25 protein-coding genes are annotated in these 26,905 nt (G+C 72.3%); 8 read left to right on the top strand and 17 right to left on the bottom strand.

Annotated features, from left to right (window positions below):
- The first annotated feature begins 149 nt into the window (after positions 1-149).
- Positions 150-995, top strand: a complete 846-nt coding sequence (locus AB0M08_RS26520; protein ID WP_364498467.1) for an LLM class flavin-dependent oxidoreductase — start codon at positions 150-152, stop codon at positions 993-995.
- Here AB0M08_RS26520 and pilO read toward each other — a convergent pair whose 3' ends face one another.
- From pilO to AB0M08_RS26475, 9 genes are all read right to left on the bottom strand, one after another.
- A complete protein-coding gene (gene pilO, locus AB0M08_RS26515) occupies positions 996-1,568 on the bottom strand; it encodes a type 4a pilus biogenesis protein PilO (protein WP_364498464.1) in 573 nt (190 codons plus the stop codon).
- Entirely contained in the window at positions 1,568-2,254 is a 687-nt protein-coding gene (locus AB0M08_RS26510) for a PilN domain-containing protein (protein ID WP_364498461.1), read from the bottom strand. Before AB0M08_RS26510 ends, pilO begins: the two co-directional genes overlap by 1 nt.
- Positions 2,251-3,276, bottom strand: coding sequence for a type IV pilus assembly protein PilM (gene pilM / locus AB0M08_RS26505; protein ID WP_364498458.1), 1,026 nt, complete (start codon positions 3,274-3,276; stop codon positions 2,251-2,253). The genes AB0M08_RS26510 and pilM overlap by 4 nt, the downstream gene beginning before the upstream one ends.
- A gap of 28 nt (positions 3,277-3,304) precedes the next feature.
- Complete coding sequence (locus tag AB0M08_RS26500) at positions 3,305-4,069, bottom strand: prepilin peptidase (RefSeq protein WP_364498455.1); 765 nt, start codon at positions 4,067-4,069, stop codon at positions 3,305-3,307.
- 56 nt (positions 4,070-4,125) lie between these two features.
- Complete coding sequence (locus tag AB0M08_RS26495; protein ID WP_364498453.1) at positions 4,126-4,611, bottom strand: prepilin-type N-terminal cleavage/methylation domain-containing protein; 486 nt, start codon at positions 4,609-4,611, stop codon at positions 4,126-4,128.
- A gap of 91 nt (positions 4,612-4,702) precedes the next feature.
- Positions 4,703-5,938, bottom strand: a complete 1,236-nt coding sequence (locus AB0M08_RS26490; protein WP_364498452.1) for a type II secretion system F family protein — start codon at positions 5,936-5,938, stop codon at positions 4,703-4,705.
- Between the two features lie 6 nt (positions 5,939-5,944).
- A complete protein-coding gene (locus tag AB0M08_RS26485; RefSeq protein WP_364498450.1) occupies positions 5,945-7,066 on the bottom strand; it encodes a type IV pilus twitching motility protein PilT in 1,122 nt (373 codons plus the stop codon).
- 39 nt (positions 7,067-7,105) lie between these two features.
- Entirely contained in the window at positions 7,106-8,773 is a 1,668-nt protein-coding gene (locus AB0M08_RS26480) for an ATPase, T2SS/T4P/T4SS family (protein WP_364498448.1), read from the bottom strand.
- Positions 8,774-8,844: 71 nt separating this feature from the next.
- On the bottom strand, positions 8,845-9,804 hold the full coding sequence (locus tag AB0M08_RS26475; RefSeq protein WP_364498446.1) for a helix-turn-helix domain-containing protein: 960 nt from the start codon (positions 9,802-9,804) through the stop codon (positions 8,845-8,847).
- Positions 9,805-9,874: 70 nt separating this feature from the next.
- On the opposite strand from AB0M08_RS26475, the gene AB0M08_RS26470 reads away from it, so the two are divergent.
- Complete coding sequence (locus tag AB0M08_RS26470; RefSeq protein WP_364498443.1) at positions 9,875-11,173, top strand: MFS transporter; 1,299 nt, start codon at positions 9,875-9,877, stop codon at positions 11,171-11,173.
- On the opposite strand, the gene AB0M08_RS26465 is transcribed toward AB0M08_RS26470, so the two are convergent.
- A complete protein-coding gene (locus AB0M08_RS26465) occupies positions 11,170-11,487 on the bottom strand; it encodes an STAS domain-containing protein (protein WP_364498440.1) in 318 nt (105 codons plus the stop codon). The two genes, AB0M08_RS26470 and AB0M08_RS26465, sit on opposite strands and share 4 nt — an antisense overlap.
- Before the next feature lie 94 nt (positions 11,488-11,581).
- Between AB0M08_RS26465 and fxsT the strand changes: the two genes are divergently transcribed.
- The gene (gene fxsT / locus AB0M08_RS26460) at positions 11,582-14,002 is read left to right on the top strand and encodes an FxSxx-COOH system tetratricopeptide repeat protein (protein ID WP_364498437.1); all 2,421 of its coding nucleotides are present in this window, start codon (positions 11,582-11,584) and stop codon (positions 14,000-14,002) included.
- Positions 14,003-14,005: 3 nt separating this feature from the next.
- Here fxsT and AB0M08_RS26455 read toward each other — a convergent pair whose 3' ends face one another.
- The 3 genes from AB0M08_RS26455 to fxsA all read right to left on the bottom strand — a co-directional run bounded on the left by AB0M08_RS26455 (position 14,006) and on the right by fxsA (position 17,719).
- On the bottom strand, positions 14,006-15,688 hold the full coding sequence (locus AB0M08_RS26455) for a bifunctional diguanylate cyclase/phosphodiesterase (RefSeq protein WP_364498434.1): 1,683 nt from the start codon (positions 15,686-15,688) through the stop codon (positions 14,006-14,008).
- Between the two features lie 210 nt (positions 15,689-15,898).
- Positions 15,899-17,527: an HEXXH motif-containing putative peptide modification protein gene (locus AB0M08_RS26450; protein ID WP_364498431.1), complete on the bottom strand. Its 1,629-nt coding sequence runs from the start codon at positions 17,525-17,527 to the stop codon at positions 15,899-15,901.
- 51 nt (positions 17,528-17,578) lie between these two features.
- Positions 17,579-17,719 carry an FxSxx-COOH cyclophane-containing RiPP peptide gene (fxsA, locus tag AB0M08_RS26445; protein WP_364498428.1) on the bottom strand — a complete coding sequence of 47 codons (141 nt, stop codon included), beginning with the start codon at positions 17,717-17,719 and terminating at the stop codon, positions 17,579-17,581.
- A 235-nt stretch (positions 17,720-17,954) separates the two neighbouring features.
- On the opposite strand from fxsA, the gene AB0M08_RS26440 reads away from it, so the two are divergent.
- Together AB0M08_RS26440 and AB0M08_RS26435 are read left to right on the top strand one after the other, a co-directional pair.
- Positions 17,955-18,431, top strand: a complete 477-nt coding sequence (locus tag AB0M08_RS26440; protein ID WP_364498426.1) for a YbaB/EbfC family nucleoid-associated protein — start codon at positions 17,955-17,957, stop codon at positions 18,429-18,431.
- Complete coding sequence (locus AB0M08_RS26435) at positions 18,421-18,813, top strand: hypothetical protein (RefSeq protein WP_364498423.1); 393 nt, start codon at positions 18,421-18,423, stop codon at positions 18,811-18,813. Before AB0M08_RS26440 ends, AB0M08_RS26435 begins: the two co-directional genes overlap by 11 nt.
- Before the next feature lie 42 nt (positions 18,814-18,855).
- Here the strand turns inward: AB0M08_RS26435 and AB0M08_RS26430 are convergent, their stop codons facing one another.
- The gene (locus AB0M08_RS26430; RefSeq protein WP_364498420.1) at positions 18,856-19,149 is read right to left on the bottom strand and encodes a DUF427 domain-containing protein; all 294 of its coding nucleotides are present in this window, start codon (positions 19,147-19,149) and stop codon (positions 18,856-18,858) included.
- A gap of 159 nt (positions 19,150-19,308) precedes the next feature.
- Here AB0M08_RS26430 and AB0M08_RS26425 point away from each other — a divergent pair, with 159 nt between their 5' ends.
- Complete coding sequence (locus AB0M08_RS26425) at positions 19,309-20,376, top strand: hypothetical protein (RefSeq protein ID WP_364498417.1); 1,068 nt, start codon at positions 19,309-19,311, stop codon at positions 20,374-20,376.
- The gene (locus AB0M08_RS26420) at positions 20,373-21,836 is read left to right on the top strand and encodes a hypothetical protein (RefSeq protein WP_364498414.1); all 1,464 of its coding nucleotides are present in this window, start codon (positions 20,373-20,375) and stop codon (positions 21,834-21,836) included. The genes AB0M08_RS26425 and AB0M08_RS26420 overlap by 4 nt, the downstream gene beginning before the upstream one ends.
- Positions 21,837-21,853: 17 nt before the next feature.
- On the opposite strand, the gene AB0M08_RS26415 is transcribed toward AB0M08_RS26420, so the two are convergent.
- Positions 21,854-23,569 carry a SpoIIE family protein phosphatase gene (locus AB0M08_RS26415; protein WP_364498412.1) on the bottom strand — a complete coding sequence of 572 codons (1,716 nt, stop codon included), beginning with the start codon at positions 23,567-23,569 and terminating at the stop codon, positions 21,854-21,856.
- Here AB0M08_RS26415 and AB0M08_RS26410 point away from each other — a divergent pair.
- The gene (locus AB0M08_RS26410) at positions 23,568-24,221 is read left to right on the top strand and encodes a hypothetical protein (protein ID WP_364498410.1); all 654 of its coding nucleotides are present in this window, start codon (positions 23,568-23,570) and stop codon (positions 24,219-24,221) included. The genes AB0M08_RS26415 and AB0M08_RS26410 overlap by 2 nt on opposite strands.
- A gap of 209 nt (positions 24,222-24,430) precedes the next feature.
- On the opposite strand, the gene AB0M08_RS26405 is transcribed toward AB0M08_RS26410, so the two are convergent.
- Positions 24,431-25,390 carry a bifunctional DNA primase/polymerase gene (locus AB0M08_RS26405; RefSeq protein WP_364498407.1) on the bottom strand — a complete coding sequence of 320 codons (960 nt, stop codon included), beginning with the start codon at positions 25,388-25,390 and terminating at the stop codon, positions 24,431-24,433.
- Between the two features lie 213 nt (positions 25,391-25,603).
- A complete protein-coding gene (locus tag AB0M08_RS26400; RefSeq protein ID WP_364498404.1) occupies positions 25,604-26,905 on the bottom strand; it encodes a beta family protein in 1,302 nt (433 codons plus the stop codon).

Genomic DNA, 26,905 nt, shown 5'->3' with positions numbered 1-26,905 from the left:
CTCCTCCGGGTGACCACGTGTTTCCGGGGTCGACCGCACGATCGGCGATGCGGCCGGGCGGCCCAGGCATTCCGGGTTGCCGTTCGGTTGCCGTCTGCCGTCCGCAGAACGGCTCGACGCCGGGGCCGCCCGGCCGGAAGCATCGGGCCATGACCGTCTTCTCGCTCGCCGCCCAGCCCGACGACGCCGCCGACTGGGCCGGCCTGGCCCGCCGGGTCGAGGCCGCCGGGTTCGACACGCTCTACGTGCCCGACCATCCGGGAACCTGCGCGTCGCCGTTCGTGGCGCTCGCCGCGGCCGCCGCCGTCACCTCGACGCTGCGGCTGGGGTCGTACGTGGTGAACGCCGGGGTGCGGGAGCCGATCCACATCGCCTCGGACGTCGCCACGCTGGACGTGGTCTCCGGCGGGCGCGCGGTGCTCGGGATCGGCGCCGGGCACACCCCGGCCGAGTGGGCGGCGGTCGGGCGGGTCCGGCCGGACGTCCGCGGGCGGGTGGACCACTTCATCGCGGTGACCGAGGCGACCGTGCGGATGCTCGGCGGGGAGGGGTTGACGAAGCCCCGGCCGGTCCAGGAGCGGGTGCCGCTGCTCTTCGGCGGCGGCAACACCCGGCTGCTGCGGTGGGCGGCGAAGAACGCGGACATGATCGGGCTGACCGGCCTGGGGCGCACCCTGGAGGACGGGCACGGGCACACCGCCCGATGGCGGGTCGCCGAGGTGGACGCCCAGGTCGAGCTGAGCGGCGGCGTCCCGCTGGAGGCGCTGGTCCAGCGCTTCGAGATCACCGAGGACGCGGGGGCCAGCTATGCGGCGTGGGCGGACGAGATCGACGGGGCGGGCGTGGACGACCTGGTGCTGTGCCCGTACGCCATAGCCGGAACGGAGAGTGAGGTCCGCGCCAAGCTGGCCGACCTGGAGAGCCGGTGGGGTGTCTCGCGGTTCACGGTCCGCCGCACGGCCCTGGACGCGGTGGCCCGCCTTCTCCAGGGGTGATCACTGCGTGGTGACCGTGGTGGTGCTGCTCTTGGTGATGAAGACGACCAGGGTCAGGGCCAACTCGGCGCCGGCCGTCGTGTCGGTGCTCAGCACCGCGGTCTGGATCAGCACCGCCCGCGGCTGACTGTTCTGCAGCTGCTTGACGAAGGTGCTGAGCTTGTCCACGTCGCCGGTCGCGTTGAGGGTGATCGGCAGCTCCTGGGCGGTGCTCAGGGTCTCCGAGTCGGTCGGCGTCGACGCGCTGTAGATCTTGACGTCGATGTCCAGCTTGGTGCCCATGCTCTGCAGCTGGCTCAGGAACGACGGGATGTCGTTGGTGCTCGGCAGGGCCTCCTGGTACGTCTCCAGCTGTGCCTGGTACGTCGTGAGGTTCTCGTTGTCCTTCTTCAGCTCGGCGAGCGTGCTGCGGAGGGTCGCCAGCTGGGTGGTGGCGTCCTCGGCCTGGGTCTGCCAGTCGTCGCGGTCCGCCCGGGCGCTGCTGATCGGCAGGAACCAGGCGGTCACCACGATCACCGCGATCAGGGCGAGGCCGCCGATGAGCCAGATCCGGTCGATGCGGCGGGTGCTCATCACTTGCCTCCGGACTTGCAGGTGGTGCCGTTGTAGCGGCCGCAGAGCGCCTTGTCGGTGATGCTGGCGGTCAGCGAGAAGGTGACGCCGTCCTCGTCCTCCTGCTGCGTCACGTTGGTGACGAACGGGTCGGCGACGTACGTCAGCGAGGCGAGCTTGTTGACGTAGTCGGCGACCGATTTCTTGTCCGGCGCGGAGCCGGTGATGGTGAGCGAGCCGACCTGGTCCGAGCTGGTGGCGGTGCTGGTCGCGTCGAGCAGGCCGCCGCTGATCTGCTCCACGGTGACCTCGGCGGCGGTGCCGGTGTCCCGGATCAGGTCGAGCAGGTTCTGCCAGGAGAGGTCGTCCGCGGTCAGCGTCTTGAGCTGCTGGGCGTACACCTTGTTCTTGTTCTTGGTGCTGTTCAGCTCCTGGTACGTGTTCCGCTGGTTGTTGACCGCCGCGACCTGCTTGGCGATCTGGTTGAACTCCTCCTCGGCGTCGCTCGCCTGGACGCTGACGTGCCAGTACCAGAAGCCGTTGAGCAGGAGCACCACGAAGACCGCGAGCAGCACGAAGGTACGGGTGAGCCGGGCGCGCCGGCTGTCGATGATCTCCTGCGGGAGCAGGTTGGCGCGGATGGTGAGGACCCGGGACGCCTGCTGCGGGGAGGCCGACGGGTCCAGGGGCATCAGGGCGGTCGTCATCGGAGGGCTCCCAGGGTCAGACCGATCGAGACCGCCGCCGAGGGTACGAAACTGTCGAAGCCCCGTTCCCGGGCCTTGCGGGTCTCCCGGAGGCGGGCCGCGCTGTCCGCGTACATCACCGTGATGCCGAGTTGCTCCTGCAGGTGCTGGGCGAGACCGGGCATCAGCGCGCCGCCGCCGCACAGGGAGAGCCGGGTGACCTGCTTCTGCCGCTCGCCGGAGGCCAGGTAGGTGAAGGAGCTGCGCAGCTCGCTGGCGAGCGGGCGGACCGCGTCGGCGAGGGCGGCCACGCTGTCCGGGCTGCCGTCGCCGTGCAGGCCGTACCGGCACTTGAGCTCCTCGGCCTCGGGGACCTGGATGCCGAGCCGGGTGGCGATGCTCTCGGTGACCTCCAGGCCGCCACGGGGGAGGGTGCGCACGAAGAGCGGCTCCCCGTCCGCGTGCACCACCACGCTGGTGATGTCCGCGCCGATGTCGACGATCGCCTCCACCTGGGCGTCCAGCCGGGAGGCGGCCCGCAGCAGGGCGAAGGAGGCGATGTCGACGCCGGTCACGTGCAGGCCGGCCTTCTCCACGGCCTGGACCATGGCGACCACCGCGTCCTTGGGCATGGCGATCAGCAGCCCGCGGACGGTCGGGTTCTCGCCGGGCTGCTCAAGGGGGTAGAAGTCGAGCAGGGAGCGCTCGACCGCGAGCGGGAGCGCGTCCTTGACCTGGAAGGGCAGCGCCTGGCGCATCTGCCCGGCGGGCAGGTTGGCGATCGACATCTCGCGGACCACCAGCTGCGGGTTGGTGACGCCGAGACTGACCCGTTTGGTGCCGAACCGGCTGGCCGCCCAGAGCTGCTTGAGGGTGTGCGTCACGGTGACCGGGTCCTGCACCACGCCGCCGTGCACGGTGCCCGGTGCCAGCGGTATCTGACCGAAGTTGCTCAGCACGTACTCGTCCTTGTTCCGCCGGACCTCCACGGCCCGGATCGACGACGAGCCGATGTCCAGCCCGATCGGTGTTGCGCCGGCCATCGGCTCCCCTCCCTGGCGAAGACTGCGGTCAGATCGAGATGAGGTGTGCGTACCAGGTGCTGATCGGCGCCGCCGCGAAGATCGCGAGGAAGGCGCCGGCGAGCATGTACGGCCCGAACGGGATCCGGCTCTTGCGGGTCGCCAGCCGGGTGGCGAGCAGGACCATGCCGGCCACACCGCCCAGCAGGAAGCCGGCGAACGCGCCGACGGCCACCGCGCTCCAGCCCAGCCAGCCGAGGTAGAAGCCGAGCAGCGGGGCGAGCTTGATGTCGCCGCCGCCCATCTGGAAGAAGCCGAGGATCCGGTAGAGGACCCAGAGCAGGACGGCGGCGATCAGGCCGCGGACCGGGGCCGCCGGGTCGCCGTCGACCAGGGCCACCGGGACGAGCAGGGCGAGGGCGACGGCGTACGAGGGGAGGACGATCCGGTCGGGGAGGCGCATGACGTCCAGGTCGATCAGCGCCAGGGCGATCGCGACGGCGGCGAGATAGAGGTAGCCGGGCAGCTCCCAGGACCAGCCGAAACGGGCGGCCACCGCGACGAAGAGGGCGGCGGTGCCGGCCTCGACCAGCGGGTACCGAAGGCTGATCCGGACACCGCAATCGGTGCACCGGCCGCGCAGCAGCAGCCAGCCGAGGACCGGGACGTTGTGCCTCCGGCGTACGGCGTGACCGCAGGCCGGGCAGTGCGACCCCGGGTGGACCACGGACTCGCCGCGCGGCACCCGGTGGATCACCACGTTCAGGAACGAGCCCACCGCGAGCCCGAAGACGGCCACGATGACGAGCAGCATGGTCCTGGTCCTCTCAGGCTCGCGGTGGGATCACCCGGATCGGCGCCGGTGGTGGATCAGCAGGCGGAGATGGTCAGCGTGGCGGTCGAGGCCTTCACCGAGCCGCCGACGGCGCTGTCGTAGATGTACCACTTGCCGCTGCCGCCGGTGTTGTTCGCGCAGATCTTGTACGTGCCGGCGGTGCTGTTGTACACGTAGCCGAGCTGGCTCTTGTCGGACAGCGTGATGGTGCCGGCGCTGCCGCTGATCGCGGTCAGGGTGAGCGAGGTCGCGCCCGCCGCGGCCGAGGTGGTGGCCGGGTACGTGTTGCCGTTGCTGGTGTAGAACTGCTCGACCGCGCTGATGGCGCCGCGGACGTCGGACTGTGCCGACTTGTCGGCCGCACCCTGGCGGTAGTTCAGGTAGACCGGCACGGCGATCGCGACCAGGACGCCGATGATGACCACGACGACCAGGAGCTCGATGAGCGTGAAGCCCTCGTCGCCCCTCTTCTCGTCGAGTTCTGCCTTCTTCGCGTTCAGCCGGCCGATGATGTCCTGCATTCGGGGTGCCTCCAGGTGGGCGGGTGGAGTGGGGCGGTGGGGCTGGGCAGAAGCGCCCGGGATGGTGCGGCCGACCGCGTCGGGGAGCGGGTCAGCTTGTCTGAATGTTCTGGTAGATGGTGAACATCGGCAGGTAGAGACAGACCACCATGCCGCCGACCACGCCGCCCATCACGAGCACCATGATCGGTTCGATCGACGCGGTCAGGGACTCCGCGGCCTCGTCGACCTCTCTGTCATAGAAGTCGGCAACCTTGTCCAGCATCTGACTGATCTGACCGCTTTCTTCCCCGACTTCGATCATCTGAGTGACCATCTCCGGGAAGATCGAATGGTTGCGCAGTGCGGTGGACATCGGCTGGCCGTCCCGCACGGTGGCCTGCACGTCCTTCATGGCGACATTGATGACCTCGTTGCCGGTGGTCTCGCCGACGACGGTGAGTGCCTGCATCACCGGCACACCGACGTTGAGCAGCAGGCCCAGGTTGCGGGAGAAGCGGGCCATCGCGAGTTTGCGGAAGAGGGTCCCGAAGACCGGCATCCGCAGCTTCACCCGGTCGACCCGGAGCCGGAAGTCCGCGCTGGACCGCAGCTGGCGTTTGTACACGATCGTCGTGGTGAGGCCGATGCCGATGATCAGCGGACCGGCCCAGCCCATGTTGTGGCTCGCGGTGACCAGTGCCTGGGTGATCGCCGGAAGCTCGCCACCGAGACTCTTGAACATCGACTCGAAGATCGGGACGATCCAGATCAGGACGCCCGCGATCATCAGGAAGGTGAAGCCGAGCACGATCGCCGGGTAGGTCATCGCGCTCTTGATCTTGCCGCGGAGCGCGCTGTCCTTCTCCAGGCTCTGCGCGATCTGCTCCAGCGCCTGGTCGATCATGCCGCCCGCCTCGCCGGCCCGGACCATGGCGATCATCAGGCGCGGGAAGATCCGGTCGTGCTTCGCCATCGAGGCGGAGAGCCCGGCGCCCGCCGAGACGTCGGTCCGGACCTCGCCGATCGCCTTCTTCAGCGCCGGTGCCGAGCTCTGCTCCTCCAGGATCGCGAGCGAGCGCAGCAGCGACATGCCGGACGAGGTCATCGTGGCGAACTGCCGGGAGAAGATCGCGAGGTCCTTGAGCTTGACCCGGTTGTTCAGGCCGGGGATCCTGACCTCGCGCTGCAGGCCGTGGCCCGCCTCGGTGAGGCCGAGCGGAACCTCGCCGCGCTGCCGCAGCATGTGGGTGGCGGCCGCCTCGTTCGGGGCCTCGATCGTCCCCTTGGACTTCTTCCCGGCGGAGTCCAGCGCGGTGTAGGCGAACGTCTTGGTGGCGGTGGACATGGCGGATCACACCCGTCCCACGAGGCGCTTGAGCTCCTCGGGTGAGTGTGCGATCTCCAGTGCGGTCGACATGCTGATCTCACCCTCGCGGATCTTCTCGGCCAGGTGCTGATCGAAGGCGAGCATGCCCTCGTTGCTGCCGGCCTGCATGAACGACGGGATCTGGTGCGACTTGCCCTCGCGGATCAGGCTCCGGATGGCGGGTGTCGCGGTGAGGATCTCGCAGATCACCGTCCGGCCCTTGCCGTCCGCCTTCGGGGCCAGCGCCTGGGTGATCACGCCCTGGAGGCTGGCCGCCAGCTGCGCGCGGATCTGCAGCTGCTGGTGCGGCGGGAAGATGTCGATGACCCGGTCGATGGTCTGCGTGGCGCTCTGCGTGTGCAGGGTCGCCAGCACCAGGTGGCCCGTCTCGGCCGCGGTCAGCGCGGTCGCCGTGGTGGTCAGGTCGCGGAGCTCGCCGACCAGGATGATGTCCGGGTCCTGCCGCAGCGCGTGTTTCAGCGCGCTGGCGAAGGTCTCGGTGTCCGACCCGACCTCGCGCTGGTTCACGATGCTGCGCTTGTGCGGGTGGAGGAACTCGATCGGGTCCTCGATGGTGACGATGTGGTCGGCCCGGCTGCGGTTGGCCAGGTCCAGGATCGAGGCGAGCGTGGTGGTCTTGCCGGAGCCGGTCGGGCCGGTCACCAGCACCAGGCCGCGGGGCAGGTGGGCGAAGCGGGCCACCGACTCGGGCATGCCCAGCTCGTCCAGTGGCTTGATCTTGTGCGGGATGGCCCGGAAGACCGCGCCGCAGGAGGTGCGCTGCACGTAAAGGTTGCCGCGGAACCGGGAGACGCCGACGATGCTGTGCGCGAAGTCCATCTCCTGCTCGCGCTTGAACGTCGCCCACTGGTCCGCCGTGACGGCGGCGCGGGCCAGCAGCTCGGTGTCGGCGGCGTTCAGCCTGCCGTACCCGGGCACCGGCGTCAGCGACCCGTCGACCCGCATCATCGGCGGCGACCCGACCGTGAGGTGCAGGTCCGAGCCCCGGGACTGGACCAGCGTGGTCAGCAACTGGTCGAGCACGGCGAGGTCGTCGGGGTTCGCGGCCATCGCCGGTTGTCGCACCCCGTGCTCGATCGTGTCCACATCTTCTGAATCGGCAAGGTGCAGACAGGGTTTAGTTCGTCACACCGCGACCCGGGAGACCTCGCGGATCGAGGTCAGCCCGCCGGAGGCCTTCGCCAGGCCGTCGGCGCGGAGGTCGTACATGCCCTGGGCGAGCGCCACCTCGCGGATCTCGCCGGCCGACGACCGGCGGATGGTCAACGCCTCGATCTCCGGGCTGATCGGCATCACCTCGTGGATCGCGATCCGGCCCTTGTACCCGGTGTTCGCGCAGTTCCGGCAGCCCATCGGCCGGTAGAGCACCTGCGGGTACGCCAGGTCCTGCAACGGCCAGCGCGCCCCGGTCACCTCCGCCTCGTTCGGGGTGTACGCCTCCTTGCACCAGTCGCAGAGCCGTCGCGCCAGCCGCTGGGCGAGCACGCAGTCCAGCGAGGAGCCGACCAGGAACGGCTCGATCCCCATCTCGGTGAGGCGGGTGACCGCGCCCGGGGCGTCGTTGGTGTGCAGCGTGGAGAGCACCAGGTGACCGGTGAGCGAGGCCTCCACGGCGATCTGCGCGGTGGCGCCGTCCCGGATCTCACCGATCAGCACCACGTCCGGGTCGGAACGCAGGATGGCCGGGAGCACCGCGGCGAAGGTCAGGCCGGCCTTCACGTTCACCTGGACCTGGTTGACGCCGCGCAGACGGTACTCGACCGGGTCCTCGACGGTGATCACGTTGACCTCGGGCTTGCTGATCCGCCCGAGCGTGGAGTACAGCGTGGTCGACTTGCCGGAGCCGGTCGGGCCGGTGACCAGGACCATCCCGTGCGGCTTGCTGAACGACGCGGAGAACCGGTCCAGGTTGTGCTGGGTGAAGCCGAGCTTGCCGATGTCCAGGTCGATGCCGCCGGTGTCGAGCACCCGGAGCACGATCTTCTCGCCCCAGACCGTGGGCAGGGTGGCGGTGCGCAGGTCGACCGTGCGGTCCCGGATCAGCGCGGTGATCCGGCCGTTCTGCGGTACCCGCTTCTCGGTGATGTCGACCCCGGACATGATCTTGAGACGGGAGGTGAGCGCCGCCATCACGCCGCGTGGCACCACATCCAGCTCGTGCAGCACGCCGTCGATCCGGTACCGGACCCGCATGTCGTCCTCGGTGGGCTCGAGGTGCAGGTCGGAGGCGCGGTTCATGACGGCCTGCTCGATCAGGCTGTTCACGTACCGCACGATCGGGGCGTCGTCGGTGCTGGTCTGCTGGGTGGACATGCCACCCGACTCGTCCAGCCCGGCGGCGGCCAGGTCGCCGAGGTCGCTGTCCTCGCGCTGCAGCTTCTCGATGATCCGGCGGACCTCGCTGCGGGCCACCACCACCGGGCGGACCGTCATGCCGGTGGCCGCGCGGACGTCGTCCAGGGCGACCACGTCGGCCGGGTCGGTCACGCCGACCACCAGCTCGCTGTCGTTGATCGCCAGGCCGAGCACCCGGTGCCGCAGCACCACCGGGAGCGGGATGCGCTTGAGCGCGGTCGGGTCCGGGGTGAAGCCGACCAGGTCCAGCGTGTTGATGCCGAACGCGGCGGCGGCGGCCATGGTCAGCTGGTCCTCGGTGACCACCTGGTCGTTGATCAGGACCGCGCGCACCGATCGTCCGCTGCGCTGTGCCTCCTCGGCCGCCGCGTCGACCGCGTGCGGGTCGACGCCGATCTGCTTCAGGGCATCCAGCAGCGGCCGGAAGGTCTGGTCCATCGCATCCTCGGGCGGGGCGGTACCGGGTTGTCCACCCTTCCGATCGGACAATCCGCGCATCTGCTGAGCCGTCACCCCACCGGGCGGAAAGTCCTCCGGTACGCCGCGGGAGCCACCCCGAGGGTCGCGTGCATGTGCTGCCGGAGGGCGGTCGCGCTGCCCAGGCCGGCCCGGCGGGCGACCGCCTCGACGGCGAGGTCGGTCGACTCCAGCAGCGTGCGGGCGTGCTCCACCCGCTGGCGCAGCAGCCACTGCCGGGGACTCGAGCCGGTCTCGTCCCGGAAGCGGCGGGTGAACGTGCGTACGCTCATCCGCGCGTGCGCCGCCATCTCCTCCAGCGTGACCGGCTCGGCCAGCCGGTCCAGCACCCAGGCCCGGGTCGTCTCGGTGCCGGCGCCCGCGGTGGCCGGGACCGGGCGCTCGATGTACTGCGCCTGACCGCCGTCCCGCCAGGCCGGCACCACGCAGCGGCGGGCCGCCCGGTTGGCCACCTCGGTGCCGTGGTCGGCGCGGACGATGTGCAGGCAGAGGTCGATCCCGGCGCCGACCCCGGCCGAGGTCAGGATGCCGCCGTCGTCGACGAAGAGCACGTCGAAGTCCCAGGCGACCCGGGGGTAGAGCCGCTGGAGACGGCTCGCCCAGGCCCAGTGGCTGGCGGCGGGACGCCCGTCGAGCAGGCCGGCGGCGGCGAAGACCGAGGCGGCCGTGCAGATCGAGACCATCCGGGCGCCCCGGGCGGCGGCCGCCCGCAGCGCGTCGCGGATCTCCGGGTCGAGGGTGCCGTCGGTGATCGGGCCGGTGCCGCTGATGCCGGGCACCACCACGGTGTCGGCGATCTCCAGCGTGCTCAGGTCATGGTCGGGGGTCACGGTGAACTCGGCGGAGGCGCGGACCGGGCCCTGGCCGCAGACCCGCACGTCATAGAGGTGATCGTCATCGGACAGCCGGGCCGCCCGGAACACCTGGGTCGGACTGCCGAGATCGAAGGCGACGACTCCGGGAAGGGCGAGGACGGCGAGCACGTGAGACATGGCCTGATTCTTGCGCATCATGGCCTCCGGGCCACTTCTGTGATCGTAGGGAAAAGCCAAGAATCAACGCGTGAGACTTCGCATTCATCCGGCCTGGCTGGTCGCCGGGGTGGCCTTCATCGCGCTGATCAGCGCCGCCGGTTTCCGGTCCACCCCGTCCGTGATGCTCGAACCGTTGCACGACGAGTTCGGCTGGTCGCTCGGCACCATCTCCGCGGCCGTCTCGGTGAACCTGATGCTCTACGGCCTGACCGCACCCTTCGCGGCCGCCCTGATGGCCAGATTCGGCATCCGTCGGGTGGCCGCCGTCGCGCTCCTCCTGATCGCCGCCGGCTCCGGGCTGACCATCGGGATGAGCGCCAGCTGGCAGCTGATGCTCTGCTGGGGCGTGCTGGTCGGGCTCGGCGCCGGCGCGCTCGCCCTGGGCTTCGTGGCCACCATCACCGGCCGCTGGTTCGTCAAGCACCGCGGCCTGGTCACCGGCGTGCTCACCGCCGGCGGTGCGACCGGCAACCTGATCTTCCTGCCGGTGCTCTCCCGGATCACCGAGGCGCACGGCTGGCGGACCGCCTCGCTCACCGTGGCCGGCGTCGCGATCCTGGTCGTCCCGCTGATCCTCTGGCGGCTCCGGGACCACCCGGGCGAACTCGGCGTCACCGCGCTCGGCGGCGTCACCGCGCTCGGCGGCGTCACCGACCCGCCCGCCCCGCCGACCGCCGGTGCCGCCCGCACCGCGCTGCGCGCCCTCCGGGACGCCGCCCGTACCCGGGCGTTCTGGCTGCTCGCGGGTGGTTTCGCGATCTGTGGTGCGACCACCAACGGCCTGGTCGGCACACACTTCATCCCGGCCGCGCACGACCACGGCATGCCGAACACCACCGCCGCGAGTCTGCTCGCCCTGGTCGGTGTCTTCGACATCGTCGGCACGATCGCCTCCGGCTGGCTCACCGACCGGGTGGACAGCCGGATCCTGCTCGGCGCCTACTACGCGCTGCGCGGCCTCTCGCTGCTGGTCCTGCCGTCGATCCTGGCCGCCACCGCGCACCCGAGCATGCTGGTCTTCATCCTCTTCTACGGGCTCGACTGGGTGGCCACCGTGCCGCCGACGGTCACCCTGTGCCGGGAGTACTTCGGCGCGGCCGGCCCGATCGTCTTCGGCTGGGTCTTCGCCTCGCACCAGGTGGGCGCGGCGATCGCGGCGAGCGCCGCCGGGCTGGTCCGCGATCGGCTCGGCGAGTACACCTGGGCCTGGTACGGCGCCGGGGCGCTGGCGATCCTGGCGTCCCTGCTCAGCCTGATGCTCTTCGCGGGCAAGCACCTCAAGCCGATCGCTGCGGGCATCGGCCTGGCGGTGCCGGCCAAGGGCTAGGCGATCACCTCGACGACCTCCATCAGGCCGCTCAACACCAGGATCTGACGTACGTTGCTGCTCGGCCGGGCCAGGGCGAAGGCGATGCCCTCGTCGCGGGCCCGCTGGAACCCGTTGATCAGCGCGCCCAGCCCGGTCGAGTCGATGAACGCGACACCGGACATGTCCACCACGATCTTCCGGGGACGGCCGGCGACCGCGTCACCCAGTGCCATCCGAACCTGTTCCACGGTCAGTACGTCGATCTCACCGCGCAGCGACACCGTGGTGGTACCGGCGTCGGCATCCAGAGCCGTCACGATCTCATCGGTCACCGGGGGGCCTTCCGTCTCGGGCGCGTGGCCCGCTTTGCAGTGGCGGGGGTTCCACGTACGGTAATCGGCATCACCTCGACGTGAGGAGCTCGGTGTGCCGATCCGTGGCGGTCTGCCGCCGCGCAACCCCCGCTTCGTGGGCCGTGAGGAACTCCTGACCCGCGTGCGCGGTCTGCTCGGCAACGGTCCGGTCGTCCTGGTGCCGAGTCCGGACCATCAACTCGGCGGTACGGGACGTACCCAACTGGCGGTGGAATATGCGTACCGGCACGCCGAGTCGTACGACCTGGTCTGGTGGATACCGGCCGAGCAGAACGCGGGGATGCGCGCCGCGCTGGCCGGTCTCGCCCAGTGCCTCGGCGTGCCCGAGGGGCGCGATCTCAACCGGACGCTGGGCGCGGTCCGGGACGCGCTGAGCCGGGGGGAGCCGTACCGGCATTGGCTGGTCGTCTTCGAGAACGCCAACCGGCCCGAGGACATCATGCCGTACCTGCCCTCGGGGGCCGGGCACGTGCTGGTGACCAGCCGGAACCCGCGCTGGACGGCCGAGGTCGCCCAGTCGATGCCGGTGCCGGTCTTCGAGCGCGCGGACAGCGTGGACCTGCTGCGCGGCCGCTCCGCCGAGCTGACCCCGCCCGACGCGGACCGGCTCGCCGCACGGCTGGGCGACGTGCCGATGGCGCTCGACCTGGCCACCGCGGTCCGCAACGCCACCGGCTGGCCGGTCGCCGAGTACCTGACCCGGTTCGAGGCGCGCGCCGCCGAGCTGGCCTTCCCGACCCCGATCCGGGTCGCCTGGGGACTGGCCGCCGAGGCCCTGGACGCCGCCGCGCCCGCCGACCGGGAACTGCTGGAACTCTGCACCTTCCTGGCCAGCGCGCCGATCTCCTGGCAGCTGCTCTGGGCCGCCCGGACCCTGCCGCTCGCCCCCGAGGTGGCCCGGACCGTCCGGGTCGAGCGCCGGCTGCGCGCCGCGATGCGCCGGATCAGCCGGTACGGCCTCGCCGACCTGGACCCGTCCGGCGAGCGGCTCACCGTCCACCCGCTGGTCCGCGGCATGTTCGGCCAGGAGCTCAGCTCGGAACGGCACGCCGCCCTGCTCCGGACGGTCCGCGGCATGCTCGCCGCCGCCGACCCGGGTGACCCGGACAACCCGGCCGGCTGGTACCGGTACGCCGAACTGGCCCCGCACCTGATCCACTCCGACCTGCTCGGCGGCGACGCGGAGGAGATCCGGCAGCTGGTGATCAACTGCATCCGGTTCCACTACGCGCGCGGCGACTACGACTCCAGCCGGGACCTGGCCGGCTCGGCGGTGGCCCGGTGGCGCGACGCGCTCGGGGAGACCGCGGAACAGACCCTGCTCGCCTCGTTCCACCTGGCCAACGCGTTGCGGGCGGTGGGGCGTACGACCGACGCGCGAACCCTGAACCTGCAGACGTTGCGTACCCAGAGGGAGGTCTTCGGGGCTGACGACGAGGCCACGCTCGCCACCGCGAACAGCGTCGGCGGCGACCTGCGGATGCAGGGCCACTTCGGTCAGGCCCGGCAGCTCGACGCGGACAATCTCGTCCGGTACCGCCGGCTCTTCGGGGAGAGCTTCCCGACCGCGCTGCGCTGCGCCAACAACCTCGCCGCCGACCTGCGGCTGCTCGGCGACTTCCGGGGCGCCCGGGCGCTGGACGAGCAGGTCCTCCGGCACCGGCAGGCGATCTTCGTGGACGGGCACCCGGAGACGCTCTCCTCCCGGGCCGAGCTTGCCTTCGACCTCTTCGGGCTCGGTGACTACGCGGGCGCGGCGGCCCAGGTCGAGGGGCACGCCGACACCATCGCGCCGGACCACCCGTTCGCGCTCTGGGCCGGCCGGTTCGCCGCGATGGCCGCCCGCCGCCGGGGCCTGCCCGCGGCCCGGGGACTGGCCGAGGCGAACCTCGCCGTCTCCCGGCAGAAGTACGGCGACCTGAACGTCGACACGCTGGCCGCCGCGGTCTCGCTGGCCAACTGCGCCCGCGACGACGGCGACCTGGACGCCGCCCACGAACTGCTGGAACGTGCCGTGATCCGGTACCACGCGGTGCTCGGCGACGAGCACCCGTTCACCCTGGCCGCCTCGGCCGGGCTGGCCGGGGTGGTCCGTGCGGCGGGCCGGCACGCCGAGGCGCGGACCATCGACGAGGAGGTGCTGAGTGGGCTGCGGCGCAGCGTCGGCGCCGACCACCCGTTCACGCTGAGCTGCGCGAACGGCCTGGCCGCGGATCTCTTCGCGGCGGGTGAGGCGCAGCGCTCCCGGGAGCTGGCGACCGACACGCTGCGCCGGTCCCGGGTGGTCCGCGGCGCCGACCACCCGGACACGGTGGCCTGCGCCTGGAACCTCGCGCTCGCCGACGGCGACGAGCAGGCCCAGCATCAGGTCCTGGAGTCGCTCGCCAAGGCGTTCGGCGACGGCCACCCGATCTTCGCCCGGACCGCCGCCGGTGAGCGGCTGGAGACCGATATCGACCTCCCGCCCCTGTAGGCCTCAGCTCGCCTGCGGTGTGGTGACCGCGGCCTGCTTGTCCAGCAGCTCGGTCACCCCGCCGGCCGGCATCGGGCGGGCGAAGTGGTAACCCTGCGCCCGGCTGCACGCCAGCGTCCGCAGCCACTCGGCCTGGGACGCGTCCTCGACGCCCTCGGCGACCGGGGCCAGGTTGAAGGTCCGGGCGATGTGCAGCACCGCCTCGGCCACCGAGGCCTCCCCGCTCTGCGGCACCGCCTGCACGAACGACCGGTCGATCTTGACCACGTCGACCGGCAGCGCGCTCAGGTGACTCAGCGACGAGAACCCGGTGCCGAAGTCGTCCAGCGCGATCCGGACCCCGAGGGACTTCAGCGCGCTCAGCACCCGCGCCGACTCGGCCAGATCGGTGATCGCCACCGTCTCGGTCAGCTCCAGCACCAGGTGCTGCGGCGGGAGGCCGGTGCGCTCGAGGACCGCGCGCACCTCGTTGATCAGCTCGGGGTTGCTCAGCTGCGAGGCGGAGAGGTTGACGTTCAGCTCGAAGCCGGGGAACTGCCGCTGCCAGTCGACCGCCTGACGGCAGGCCTCCTCCAGTACCCAGCCACCGAGCCGGGGCAGCATGCCGAGCTGCTCGGCCAGCTCCAGGAAGAGCCCGGGCGGGACCAGGCCGCGCTCCGGGTGCTGCCAGCGGACCAGCGCCTCCACGCCGACCGTGTTCTCGCCGTCCTGCAGGTCGACGATCGGCTGGTAGTGCACCTCGAACTCGCCCGCGTCCAGGGCGCGCAGCAGGTCCGTCTCGGCCTGCCGGCGCTGCTCCTCGGCGGCGAAGACCTCCGGGTCGTACCGGCGGACGATGCCGCCGCCGTCGCGCTTGGCGTGGGCCAGGGCCTGGTCGGCCTCGCGGAGCACCGCGTCGACCCGGGTGCCCGGCGACGCGATCGCGACACCCGCGCTGGCCCGGGCCATCAGCTTGATGCCGTCGATCTCCAACGGGCGGTGCATCTCGGCGAGCACCCGCTCGGCCACCCCGACCGCGGCCTGGTCGTCCTCCAGGCCGGGGAGCAGCACCACGAACTCGTCGCCGTCCAGCCGGGCCACCGTGTCGTTGGCGCGGACGTTCGCGGCGAGCCGGTCCGCGGCGGCGCGCAGCAGGTCGTCGCCGACCTCGTGGCCGTGCACGTCGTTGAGCTCGCGGAACCCGTCCAGGTCGACCACGACGACCGCGGTCAGGGTGCGGTTCTCCGCCTCCAGCGCCTCCTCGGCGTGCTCCAGGAACATCTTCCGGTTGCCCACCCCGGTCAGCGCGTCGCGGTAGACCTGCCCGGCCAGCAGGGCGCGCTGCCGGTTCAGGTCACGCATCATCGCGACGTCGGTGTGCGCCCCGAGGTAGCGCCGGACCAGTACCGCCCCGGCGATCGCCAGCAGCAGCCAGACCGCGCCGCGCGCCAGGTCGCCCTGCGCGAGCCGGATCCCGGTCACCGCCAGCGCGGCGGCGGGCGGCGCGTAGCGCAGCAGCGGGCGGTTCGGCGCCACCAGCAGCAGCGCCACACCGAGGGAGACCGCCGCCACGAGCGGGACGATCCGCGCCGAGTCGCCCGGCTCGGCGCCGCCGGCCGAGGGCCAGACCACCAGCACGAGCGAGGCCAGCACCACGGCGTCGTCCACCGCGCGCCGCATCCGGTCCATCATCGCTTTCCGGGACACGATCCACCTCCGGCCGCTCCCATCGGTCCGTCCCGACCCCAGCTGAGCGATCCCGTTCACTCTTTATCCCGCCGCCGTCCCGGCCAGGTACCCCGGTTCCGGTCCTGGCCGGTGCGCAGGAGGGCCCCTGCTGGTCAATTCCGGTCAGGAATCCGGCAGGGGACCCTTCGGTGCCGGTAGGGCGTGAGGGATGGGAGTGAGGGATGGGAGTCAGAGCCAGGCGGCGAGGGCGAGGGGGTCGGCGCCGGGGAGGGTCAGAGCGGCGGCGCGGACGACCTCCGGGCGGGTGTGCAGCGCGGGATGCGGGGAGACGAGGGCCAGGCCGCTCCAGGCCGCGTCATCTGAGGGATCCGACAAAAGCCTTCTACGGTACGAAATACCAGCCGATTCGTGGTCGCCCCGCAGGCAGGCGGCGTCACCGGCCGTCGCGGTGTCCTCCTGGGCGGGACCCTCGGCGGCGGGATGGTCGACGGCGGGGTGGTCGGCGGTGGACGGGTTCGTCAGCCACGCGCGGATCAGGCGCAGGCGGGAGCTGTTCTCCAGGGCCCGGCCGGTCGCGGGCACCACCCGGACCCGGACCTCGGGGGGTTTCCGGTGGTCACGCCAGGCCGCGGCCAGGGCGGCCGTGTCGTCCGGGTCGACGAGCAGGTTCCGCAGGCGCCAGCGCAGCCGGTGGTCCGCCCGCGCGATGCTCGCCAGCCGCTTGGTCTCCGGGGCCACCGGCTCGTCCCGCCAGGCGGTCACCTCGGCGAGCAGGGCTCCGGCGAAGCGCGCGCCGACCGGGGTCAGCCGCCCGCCGTCGAGCAGTTCGCGTGCCGCCTCCGCCACGGCCACCCGCCACCGCGCGAACTCGAACTCCGCCGTCGTCCCCTCGCCGCCCTGGTGCGCGGCGACCAGGTTGCCCGGGTGCGCGGTGGCATCGCTGTCCTGGCGCGCGGCGGCATCGCTGTCCTGGCGCGCGGCGGCATCGCTGTCCTGGCGCGCGGCGGCATCGCTGTCCGGGTGCGCGGTGGCATTGTCGTCCCGGTGGGCGGCGGCCTCGGTGCGCCAGAAGCGGGTGACGGCGAGGTAGGCGTAGACGCCGTGCAGCACGCCCAGGGGTGGGCGGGGGTCCTCGCGCCACGGGGAGTAGCCGCGGGTGGCGGTGGGGTGGGTCAGCTCGAAGAGGCTGTGCACGGCGTTCAGGACGCTGTGCTGGGTCTCGTGCAGGAGGCCGACCGCCAGAGAGCGGCCGTCGGCCGGGGTGGAGATGGCGACGGCGCCGAAGGCCTCGGCCGAGGTGGCGCTGATGCCCTCGGCGGAAGGGTCGGGCTGCACCGGGACGATCACCCGGAGGACCTCGGCGAGCGTGGTCGCGGCGGCGCGGTGGCGGGTGGTCAGCAGGGTCCACGCCGCGGCGAGGCAGGTGTGCCAGTGGGCGAGCTCGTCCGGGGTGAGCGGGGCGGCGGGCGGCAGGCCGAGGCGGTGGCGCAGAGGGCCCGAGTCGTCCAGCCGGACCGCCAGCGTCATCCCGGCGTGGGTCACCCGCAGGTGGTGGCCGCTCGGGGCGGGTAGCTCGTCCGGCTTGTCCCCGGCGCGCAGCGCGGTCAGGGCCTGTGCGGCCCAGAGCCCGGTCATCGGGTCGGCGATCCGTGACTCGGCCTCCGTGGAGGTGGTGCCCGTCGCCGTCAGGGTGGCGTACCAGAAGGGTGTCTCGGAGAGCTCGCGCCGCACCTCGCGCAGGAGGAGCAGATGGCGGCTGAGCTGCGCTCTGCGCAGGAGGCCGAGGGTGCCGGCGGTCGGAAGGCCGGCGCCGAGGGCGGCGAGATCGGCGTCGGCGAGCCGGAAGGGGCGCGTCATCCGCAGGGTCGCTCCGGTGGGAAGGACGGTCGGAAGGGGTATGAAGACTGGTCAGAGGGCCGAGTTGAAGCCCGCGATGGGCTCGCTCGGGCCGTCGATGTCGGCGTTGAGGCGGCGCAGGCAGGCGGTCAGGGCGGAATCGTCGTCGCGGTCCAGGAGCTCGGCGAGGGAGGACCCGGAGACGTCGATCATCACGGACTGCCATTCCGGGGCCGGCCGCGCTGGCGGACGGGCGGGGCTCTGACCCGGCTCCACGGCACCTCCTGGACTCATCACCGGTTGTGGTGGTCGATGCGTTGCTTGAAGGTTACGGCGGTCGCCGGGTCGGGTGAGCGCCGGGAGTCGCTACGGTGGGTGCTCGCGGGGATGGCGCGGGCGTGATCTCATGGGACATCACCACCGCAAGTCGGCAACGGAGGACGAAATCGTGCAGGGTGGAGACCTCGGCGCCGGTGACGGCGCACCCCGCCCCCGGGGTACGACCGCAGCGCTGGCGGATCGGGTGGCGACGCTCTCCGCGTCGGCGACCGGTGCGGACGGCGCGATCACGGTCACCGTGGCGAGTTCCGGGAACGTGACCGGTCTGGATCTGGACGACCGGGCCCTGGGCCTGGGCGCGCCGGGGCTGGCCGGGGAAATCCTGCGGACCATGCGCCGCGCGCAGTCCTCGCTCGCCGACGAGGTGGAGACCGCGGTCGCCGAGACCGTCGGCGCGGACACCGAGACCGGGAAGGCGATCCTGGACGGCTTCACCCAGCGGTTCCCGGCCGACGAGCCGCGGGAGCCCGCCGCGCCGGTGATGCCGTCGCCGCCGCCGTTCCCGAGTTTCACCACCACGCCCACGCTGCCGCACCAGGCGCCGGGCAACGGATACGAGAGCGGGCGGGACAGCCGTGCACGGTGACTCGAAGCCGTCGCTGCCGCGTCGCGGGCCGGCCCCGGACGTGGAGCGGATGACCAACGCCGAGCTGGCCCGGATGGTGGAGGCCGAGCATCCCTATCGCGGGCGGGCGCTCTTCGAGCTCTGCGACCGGCTGGCGAATGACGAGGACGCGGTGACCAAGGTCGGCATGCTGACCCGGCTCACCTCGCTGCGCCGGGCGCGGCTCTTCGACCGGGTCTCGCTGGCCTGGTCGGCGATCATCGCGCTGCTCGCGGCGGAGACGGCGGGCTCGCGCGACGAGGCGTACGCGGCGTTCCGGGCGCTGGATCCGGTCGAGCAGGCGGACATGCTGGACTATCTCGAGGTCACGGCCATCGAGGAGGCCCACCCGCGCATCGCGTGAGCGGGCCTCCGGAGACGGTTCTCTTCGGTGGGCGGGTGGCGGTCAGGCGTCGATCGTGACGACGGCGACGTCCTTGCGGAACGCCACCCGGTCGCGGACTGCCGAGGCATCCGGCTTCGGGTCGGGGTAATACCATGCGGCGTCCGCCGCCGTTCGGCCCTCGGCCCGGAGCGAGTAGTACGACGCCTTGCCCTTCCACGGGCAGACCGTGTGCGTCTCCGAGGGGACCAGTACGTCCTCCCGCACGGATCCTCGCGGGAAGTAGTAGTTGCCCTCGAGCACCACGGTGTCGTCGCTATCCGCGATCACTTCGTCGTTCCAGATGGCCTTCGGCATGTCCCGAACCTAGCGCGCATCCGGCAATGTGACTGATATGTGCGGTTTATTCACCTCTCGCGGGTGAAACGTACGGATTGACACACGCGTTGTCGCGGCCGTGTAGAAAGATCTACAGTCGATCTCCACGATCACTCCCCCCGATCAAGAACGGCCCCGATGCAGAGCAACCGGCTCGACGAGCTGCGCGGCCCCGGGCGGGCCAAGCGGCACAACGCGCGCACGATCGCGGCACTCACCGGCAACCCCGGCTGCGACCGCCGGGCGGTCCTGGACGCCGCCGGCATCGACAAACCGAAGCTGGCCGAGCGTGTCGGCTTCCCGGGCGGTTTCGGACAGTCCCGGTTCGCGCTGACCCGGGGCAACGCGTTCGAGGCGATGCTCAAGGCGGACGACTGCGAGCTGCTGCGCTCGGTGCTCGGCGCCGGCGAGGCCACGCTCGGCTACCAGGACCTGGGCGAGGACTCCGACGACACGCTGAGCGCGCGGCACGCCCGTACGGTCAAGCTCCTCGGCCAGGCCCGGGCCGCCCTGATCGACCACCCGCTGCTCACCCTCGAGATCGCCGGGCAGACCGTCTACCTCGAGCCGGATCTGATCGCGTACGCCCATCGGGGCCGCCTGCAGGTCGTCGAGATCAAGTCGTTCGCGGTGGTCGACGGCCAGGCGGAGAGCGCCAAGGTCTCGGCCGCCGCCGTGCAGGCCGCCGTCTACGTGCTTGCGCTGCGTGACCTGCTGGAACGCCTCGGCATGGACCCGCTGCTGGTCGACCACGAGGTGGTCCTGGTCTGCCCGGAGAACTTCGCGTTCCACCCGGTCGCGGTCCGGATCGACGTCCGCAAGCAGCTCTCCACGCTGCGCCGCCAGCTCGCCCGGCTGGCCTCGGTCGAGTCGCTGATCGACGTGCTCCCGCCCGGCCTCACCTTCGACCTGCGGCTGGAGCCGGAGCAGCTGACCGGCGCGCTCGCCCGGATCGAGCCGCGCTACGCGCCCGAGTGCCTCTCCGCCTGCGAGCTCTCCGCCTTCTGCCGCCAGGAGGCGGTTGGGACCACGGCGGCGCTGGGGCGTACCGTCCGCGAGTCGCTGGGCGGCGTCGAGACCGTCGGTGAGGTGCTGGAACTCGCCGCCGGCCGCCGGGAGCCGGCGGAGGAGCAGGCCGAGGCCGCCGCCCTGTTGCGCTCCGCACGCCGCTTGCGCGACGAGGTCCTCTCCGAGGTGCCTTCTTGAGTACGCTCACCGCCCTCGCCCGTGCCGAGGCGGTGATGACGGGCCGGGCGCAGCCGATCGCGACCGTGCGTCATCTGCACGTCCACCGCCGCCCGATGGTCCTGATCCCGCTCGCGATGGCCGGCGAGGCGAACGCGCCGCTGGCCGCGATGGCCGGCGACGACCGGGAGAAGCCGCAGCTCCTGGTGGTCACCCAGCCCCGGAACCGGGACGAGCGGTTCGCCTTCGCCGACCGGCTGGCCGGGGTGCTGATCCGGTACGTGGACTCGTTCGCGACGGTGACCGAGGCGGTCGCCGTGGACCGGGGCAAGGACGTCCGATACCGGTACGTGGACGCGCCGCAGATCTGGGTGCCGAACCCGGGCGGCGTGGACTTCCTGCGCCTCTTCGGCCGGTCCACCCGGTTCCGGTCGGTCGACGGCGAGCATCCGGTGCCCGCCTCGGTGCCGCTGCTCGGACGGTGGCTCACCTTCTTCGCCAACAGCGCCGAGGTGCCCGGGTCGGTGCTGCTGGCGAATGCCGTACAGGCGCTCGGTCTGCACTGGGCCACCGGGCAGAGCGGCGCCGAGGACGCCCAATTCGGTGCGCTGCTGGCGTGGATCACCGACGGCGCGGCGGCCGCCCGGGACCAGGAGAACGGTCCGGTCGCCGGTCCGGCCACCGATCCGGAGTTCGACAACCACGTGCTGGCGCCGCTGATCGAACGGAACGACCCGGCCATCGCCGGCGTGCTGCACGAGCTGCTGCTGCCCACCTGGGACCGGATGTGGCGGGCACTGGATCTGCTGCGTGCGATGCCGGAGGGGAGCCGGGTGGCGTCGCGCTGGGACTCGGACCGGGACGCGTACTCGGCGTTCGCCCAGTACGTGCAGGAGGGTGGCGCGCCGCAACCCCGGCGGGACGGCGCGGTCGCCGCGGCGGCCCGGCTGCAGCGGCTGGAGAGCGCGGCCACCCGGTACGCGGTCCAGCGCGCCTTCGACGATCCGCTGGTGCTCGCCGAGTACCGGCTCTCCGGCGCGGCCTTCGCCGGCACGGTGACGCTGGCCAAGGCGGACCGGATCGACGACAGCGGGAAGCGCCCGGTGCTCCGGCCGCGGATCATGGTGCGTACCGCGGAGGTGGTCCGGGTCGAACCGGGGACCTCGCTGACCTCGCCCGCCCGGCCGTCCCAGAAGGCGCGGGTCGTCTCGGTGACGCCGGTGGGCTCTCCCGCGCCGGGCGCCGCGGTGGGCTCTCCCGCGCCGGGTGTCTCGGAGGGCTCGGTGGTGACCGAGTTCGACGTGCTGCTGGAGCTCTCCGGGGGGATGGGGCGCAAGCTGGTCGCCGAACCGGGGAGCGTGCCCGAGGTGGGGGAGCGGCTGATCCTGACCACGCTCAGCGAGGCGTACCGGCCCGGCGGGGCGCTGCCGGACCCGACCGAGACGCCGTGGACGCACGGTGGGCCGCCGGCCGTACTGTAAATCGGTCTTGATCTTTCTCAGGTCAGGCGGACCAGCAGCAGGGCGATGTCGTCGCTGCGCCGGGGCGCGACCCGCAGCAACCGCTCGCAGACCTCGTCGCCGGGGCGGGTTGCGGCCGCCCGGAGCGCCTCGGAGAGCCGGGCGACGCCGTCGTCGAGGAGCTGCTCGCGGTCCTCGACCAGGCCGTCGGTGTAGAGCAGGAGCGTCGAGCCCGGTGGTACATATCGGACAGTGGTGGTGCGCGGGTCATGCGGCGGCAGGCCCAGCAGCGGCTCCGGCGGTACCCACCAGACCTGGACCCGGCCGTCCGGGAGCAGGAGCAGCGGTGGTGGGTGGCCGGCGTTGGCGAAGCTGACCGAGTATCCGGAGTGGGCCCGGCGCACCCGGGCCAGCACGGCGGTCGCCGCGGCGGGCACCCGGAGACCGTGCAGCGCCTGATCCAACTCGGTCAGCAGCGCACCGGGCTCGTCGTCCCGGCCGTACGCGTCGCCGCGTACCAGATTGCGCAGCTGCCCCATGGTCGCGGCGGCCTCGATATCGTGGCCGGAGACGTCGCCGACCGCCACCATCACGCTGCCGTCCGGCTGCTCGAAGGCGTCATACCAGTCGCCGCCGACCGCGGCGCCGTTCTGCGCGGGCAGGTAGCGGGCGTGCAGCTCGACGCCGGGCAGGACCGGCAGCTCGGTGAGCAGGCTGCGCTGCAGCACCTCGGAGACGTGGCGCTGCTCGCGGTAGAGCCGGCTGTTCTCCACGGCCATCCCCGCGCGGCGCCCGATCTCGGCGACGGTACGCACCTCGGCGGAGCTGAACCTGGTCCGGGTCGGCCCGTTGACCAGGATCACCGCGCCCAGGACCCGCCGCTGCACGGGCGAGAGCACCGGGGCGATCAGCGCCTCGGCGAGCCCGGCCTCCTCGGCGATCGCGCGCAGCTCGGCGTCGATCAGCTCCGGCGCCACGTCCCGGGCGATCCGTCCGGTACGCCGGGCCGCCGCCATCACGGCCCGGATGTCGGGCCGTGACCGGACGGCGAGGGCGGTGAAGCGCTCCATGGTGCCGGCCTGCTCCGGGTCGCGGTGCACGGCGGTGATCAGCGGGCCGTCCTCCAGCGCCACCACGCACCAGTCGGCGAGCCGCTCGGTGACGATCCGGCCGAGGCGGCGCATGCCCTCCTCGACGTCCATGGTCGCGGCGAGCGCCTCGGTCAGGTCGGCGAGCAGCTCCAGCTGGTGGTGCGCCGACTCCGCGGTGTGCCGGGCCTCCTCGGCCGTGCGGTGCGCCTCCTCGGCCGTGCGGCGGGCCTCCTCGGCCGTGCGGCGGGCTTCTTCCTCGGCGGCGCGGGTGATCCGCAGACACGCCTCGGAGGAGCAGACCGCCGCCATCTCGCCGAGGAAGGTGATCTCGCTCGGGGTCCAGGCGCGCGGTTCGACGTCGACGGCACACAGCGCACCGACGACGAGCCCGTCCGGGTCGGTGATCGGTGCCCCGGCGTAGGCGATCGCGCCGAGCTCGGCGATCGCCGGGTTGTCCCGGGTACGCGGGTCGGCGCGGGTGTCCGGGACGACCAGCATCTCCCCGCTGAGCACGACGTGCCGCGAGAAGGAGTGCGAGAGCGGCATCCGGCGGCTCTCGGCGAAGGGCGAGGGCATGCCGACGTGCCCGGCGAGGTGCTGGGTCTCCACGTCGACCAGGCAGACCACGGCCATCGGCGAGTCGATCAGTTTCCGCACGAGCATGGCGAGCCGATCGAAAGCCTCGTCGGCCGTTCCACTCTTCTCCGTGGTCTTTTTTGTGCCTTTTTCCGTTTTTGCCATTCCTGTTCCCGCGTTTGCCGTTCCTGTGCCCGCGTTTGCCGGGCGAGCGGTGTCGGGCGCGGCGGGGGCGGGCTCGGCGGGGGTGGGTTTGGCGGGGGTGGGTTTGGCGGGGGTGGGTTTGGCGGGGGTGGGTTTGGCGGGGGTGGGTTTGGCGGGGGTGGGCTCGGTGTGGGTGGGCTCGGTGTGGGTGGGCTCGGTGTGGGTGGGCTCGGTGTGGGTGGGCGCGGTGTGGTCCGTGGGTGTGGTGTGGTCGCCGGCCGTCGGCTCGATCGGGGTGGTTCGGCCGGTTTCGGTGGTGGCTGTCGCGGATGTGCCGATGATCCGGCGGACGGAACGCAGGCGTGCGGGATCGGCGAGCACGCTCAGTTCAGCGTCACCGATGACGTCCCACTGCAGCACGATCGCTCCCCGGCCGGAAATTCGACCGCCAGGCTACCGGCACAGCCTGGGCGGCATCCTCCTCAAGCAGGACCCGATCATCCGATTCGGCCCGCCCGATCGGCCAGCCTTCCCCTCAATCCATGCCAATCCCGAGACATCAGCCCAGCAAGGTGGCAATCGATCGCCGCTGTGATAGTGGCGCCCGAAGCGGCGATCCGACACCCGCCGAAGCGGTTACCGGTGCCCGGGTGGTCGGTGTGCGGGCTGTTCAGGGCCGGCCCGGAGGCCGAGGTGAGCAGGGCAGCGGGCTTCGGGCCGGCTGGATGCAGCGGGCTTCGGGCCGGCTGGATCACCCCAGCGGTCTCGCCCGGGGCTACGGAACGGGTCGCGGGGCGGGCTGCGTCACGCGGCGGGGTAGTGGTGGAGGTGGTCGAAAGGGTGGCGGTGGCCGGCGGTCAGGCCTGAGTGGAGGGTTCGGCGGGTCTCGGTGCGGGACAGGCCCGCGTACAGTGCGGCGGCCTCCAGTTCGTGGCGGACCTCGGCGGCGTCGAGCAGACCCGCGCCGAGGAGGCGGCCCAGGGTGAAGGCTTCCCGGTTCAGGGTGTCGTTCCGGGTGCCGACCGGGGCGCGGGCCACCCGCTCGACGGCTGAGTGCAGAACCGCCTCCGCATACCGATCCGGATGGGCGATCGGCATGTGCTGGTCGGGGTGGGTGTGTGGTGAGCGCTGGCCGGGGTGGGTGTGTGGCGAGCGCTGGTCGGGCGAGGAGGGGCGGCGGGGGTGGGCGTTCGGGGAGTTCTGGTCGCGGTGGCTGGGCGGAGCGGATGGGCCCGCGATCAGGTCGCGCAGTGGGGGTGTGGCCGTGGGCAGCGGGCCGCCCGGGCGGTGCGCCCAGGTGTAGGCGGCGCCGCTGGCGTGCTGGGAGGGCGGGGCCAGCACGTAGCCGCCCGCACCGCGCCAGTCCAGGCCGGGTAGGAGCCGGACGCGGTTGCCGAAGCCGGTCGGGTGGAACCACAGGTGGCGGCCGCCCCCGCCGGTGTGCACGCTGGGGCCGGGCGGGAGCTCGCCGCCGAGCAGGTGGAGCAGGCCGTGCCAGCCCTCCGCCGAGTCGACGTCGGCCACGTCCATCCGCACACCGGTGCGCAGACCGATGTTGGCGCGCGGCCAGTGCGACCACCAGACCTCGATAACAAACGGGTCGGTGGAGGCCTCGGTCAGGCCGCGCCGGAGTAACGGGTGCTTGCCGGGACTGTCGCATCGGGATCCTCTGTCGCAGGAGCAGGCGCCACCCTGGTCAGGCGTGTGCACCGGCAGCACCGGGATGCCGTGCCGGGCGTACGCGAGGGCAGCCGTAAGCGACATTAGAACAAGCGTACGACAGATGTGGCGACCCGGCAGGCCCGAGTTTCCGGGCGGGCCTGCCCCAGGGGGCGAGCCGGTGGGTGGGCCATGGCCTGCCGGGCCGGAAAACCCGGCCCTGCCGGGCCGGAACGCTCACCCCGGCCGGAACGCTCACCCGGGCCGGAACGCTCACCCCGGCCGGGCCGGAACGCTCACGCTGGACGGCCGGAGCGCCTACCCCGCCGGGATGGTTCGCAGGACGTGGGAGATGTGGTGGGACGTGCTCCAGGCGATCCAGCTGGCCGAACTGCCGGCGCCCCGGGCGGTGCGGGCGCGGCGGGCGATCTCGGCGTCGCCCCAGGAGAACCGGGCGCCCGCCGACGGCCACTGTGCCGAGGTCACCAGCGTGCGGCACAGGTCGTGACAGCGGTCGTCGCTGCGGCCGCCGCGCCGGGCCCAGCGGTAGATCCACCAGTCCTGCTCGGTGGTGTAGCGCAGGGTGGGCAGCTGCCGGTGGTAGTGCACGCCGATGCGGCGTACCGGGGAGGTGACGCCGTAATCCGCGTACCCGACGCCGGGTTCGCCGAGCCGTGCCCACAGCCGGGCGTCGAGGCGGCCCACGGTGACCGGGCGGTCGGTGGGCAGATCGTCCAGATTGGGCGGCATCGCGCCGGACGCCACGCTCACCGACCGCCACGGCATGCCGTGTGCCCACCGCAGCACCCGCCGGGCACGTTCCTCGACCTCCTCGGCGTGGGTGACGCAGGCGGTCTCGGCCAGGTCGATGAGCAGGTCGATCTCGTCAGGGCCGAGCGCGGTGGCGGCCAGGACCCGGTCGGCCGCGGCGTCGGCCTGGGCGGGATTGTCCGCGTCCAGGTGCGGCTGCAGCCGGAGCAGGGCGCGACGCCGGTGCATGCGTGCGGCGAGGCCGTGCGCCACCAGGCGGCGATTGCTCTCGTACGGCCGTAGCACGGGCACCATCGCGATGCCCAGTTCGGCGAGGCGCTCGGCCAGCGCCAACGGCTGATCGGCGAGTCGTTCGGTCGCCGGGGTCTGCCGTCCCGCACCGGTCGGTGACACCGCCCGGCGCGCGCCCGGTGGCGATACCGTTCGGTCCCCTCCCGGTGCGGGCGACGTTCCGTCCACGCCGGGCGGTGACGACGTTCCGTCCGCGCCGGGCGGTGACGACGGCCGGTCCGCGCCGGGCGGTGACGACGGCCGGTCCGCGCCGGATCGTGATGTGGATCGGTCCAGGCGGGACGATGACCACCGCCGGCCCGTGTCGAGTGGCGGGAACGGGCGACCCGTGCCGGGCGGTGTGGTGCCGGGTGGTGGGTCCGGCACGTTGCCGAAGTCGATGGCGAGTACGCCGGTGCGCGGACGGAGCTCGCGGACCAGCGGGACGATGCTGCCGGTCGCGTCGAGCTCGATGATCGGCGTGACCCGGGCGGCCTCGTCGGCCGACAGGTGTGCCAGGGCCGCGAACTCGCCTCGGCGGGGCCGCAGAATCGGCCGGTATGCACCGTTGGGCGTCAT

Source organism: Actinoplanes sp. NPDC051851 (assembly GCF_040681165.1).
Lineage (GTDB): Bacteria > Actinomycetota > Actinomycetes > Mycobacteriales > Micromonosporaceae > Actinoplanes.
This window is presented reverse-complemented; position numbering and strand designations above follow the sequence as displayed.

Coding starts and splice junctions, on each gene's coding strand:
- AB0M08_RS26430 (WP_364498420.1), bottom strand. CDS start 19,149: ATGCCGAAGGCCATCTGGAACGACGAAGTGATCGCGGATAGCGACGAC.
- AB0M08_RS26495 (WP_364498453.1), bottom strand. CDS start 4,611: ATGCAGGACATCATCGGCCGGCTGAACGCGAAGAAGGCAGAACTCGAC.
- AB0M08_RS26475 (WP_364498446.1), bottom strand. CDS start 9,804: ATGTCTCACGTGCTCGCCGTCCTCGCCCTTCCCGGAGTCGTCGCCTTC.
- AB0M08_RS26500 (WP_364498455.1), bottom strand. CDS start 4,069: ATGCTGCTCGTCATCGTGGCCGTCTTCGGGCTCGCGGTGGGCTCGTTC.
- AB0M08_RS26510 (WP_364498461.1), bottom strand. CDS start 2,254: ATGACGACCGCCCTGATGCCCCTGGACCCGTCGGCCTCCCCGCAGCAG.
- AB0M08_RS26400 (WP_364498404.1), bottom strand. CDS start 26,905: ATGACGCCCAACGGTGCATACCGGCCGATTCTGCGGCCCCGCCGAGGC.
- pilM (WP_364498458.1), bottom strand. CDS start 3,276: ATGGCCGGCGCAACACCGATCGGGCTGGACATCGGCTCGTCGTCGATC.
- pilO (WP_364498464.1), bottom strand. CDS start 1,568: ATGAGCACCCGCCGCATCGACCGGATCTGGCTCATCGGCGGCCTCGCC.
- AB0M08_RS26415 (WP_364498412.1), bottom strand. CDS start 23,569: ATGCTCGTGCGGAAACTGATCGACTCGCCGATGGCCGTGGTCTGCCTG.
- AB0M08_RS26405 (WP_364498407.1), bottom strand. CDS start 25,390: ATGTCGCTTACGGCTGCCCTCGCGTACGCCCGGCACGGCATCCCGGTG.
- AB0M08_RS26490 (WP_364498452.1), bottom strand. CDS start 5,938: ATGTCCACCGCCACCAAGACGTTCGCCTACACCGCGCTGGACTCCGCC.
- fxsA (WP_364498428.1), bottom strand. CDS start 17,719: ATGATCGACGTCTCCGGGTCCTCCCTCGCCGAGCTCCTGGACCGCGAC.
- AB0M08_RS26410 (WP_364498410.1), top strand. CDS start 23,568: ATGGCGAGCCGATCGAAAGCCTCGTCGGCCGTTCCACTCTTCTCCGTG.
- AB0M08_RS26520 (WP_364498467.1), top strand. CDS start 150: ATGACCGTCTTCTCGCTCGCCGCCCAGCCCGACGACGCCGCCGACTGG.
- AB0M08_RS26480 (WP_364498448.1), bottom strand. CDS start 8,773: ATGGACCAGACCTTCCGGCCGCTGCTGGATGCCCTGAAGCAGATCGGC.
- AB0M08_RS26425 (WP_364498417.1), top strand. CDS start 19,309: ATGCAGAGCAACCGGCTCGACGAGCTGCGCGGCCCCGGGCGGGCCAAG.
- AB0M08_RS26450 (WP_364498431.1), bottom strand. CDS start 17,527: ATGACGCGCCCCTTCCGGCTCGCCGACGCCGATCTCGCCGCCCTCGGC.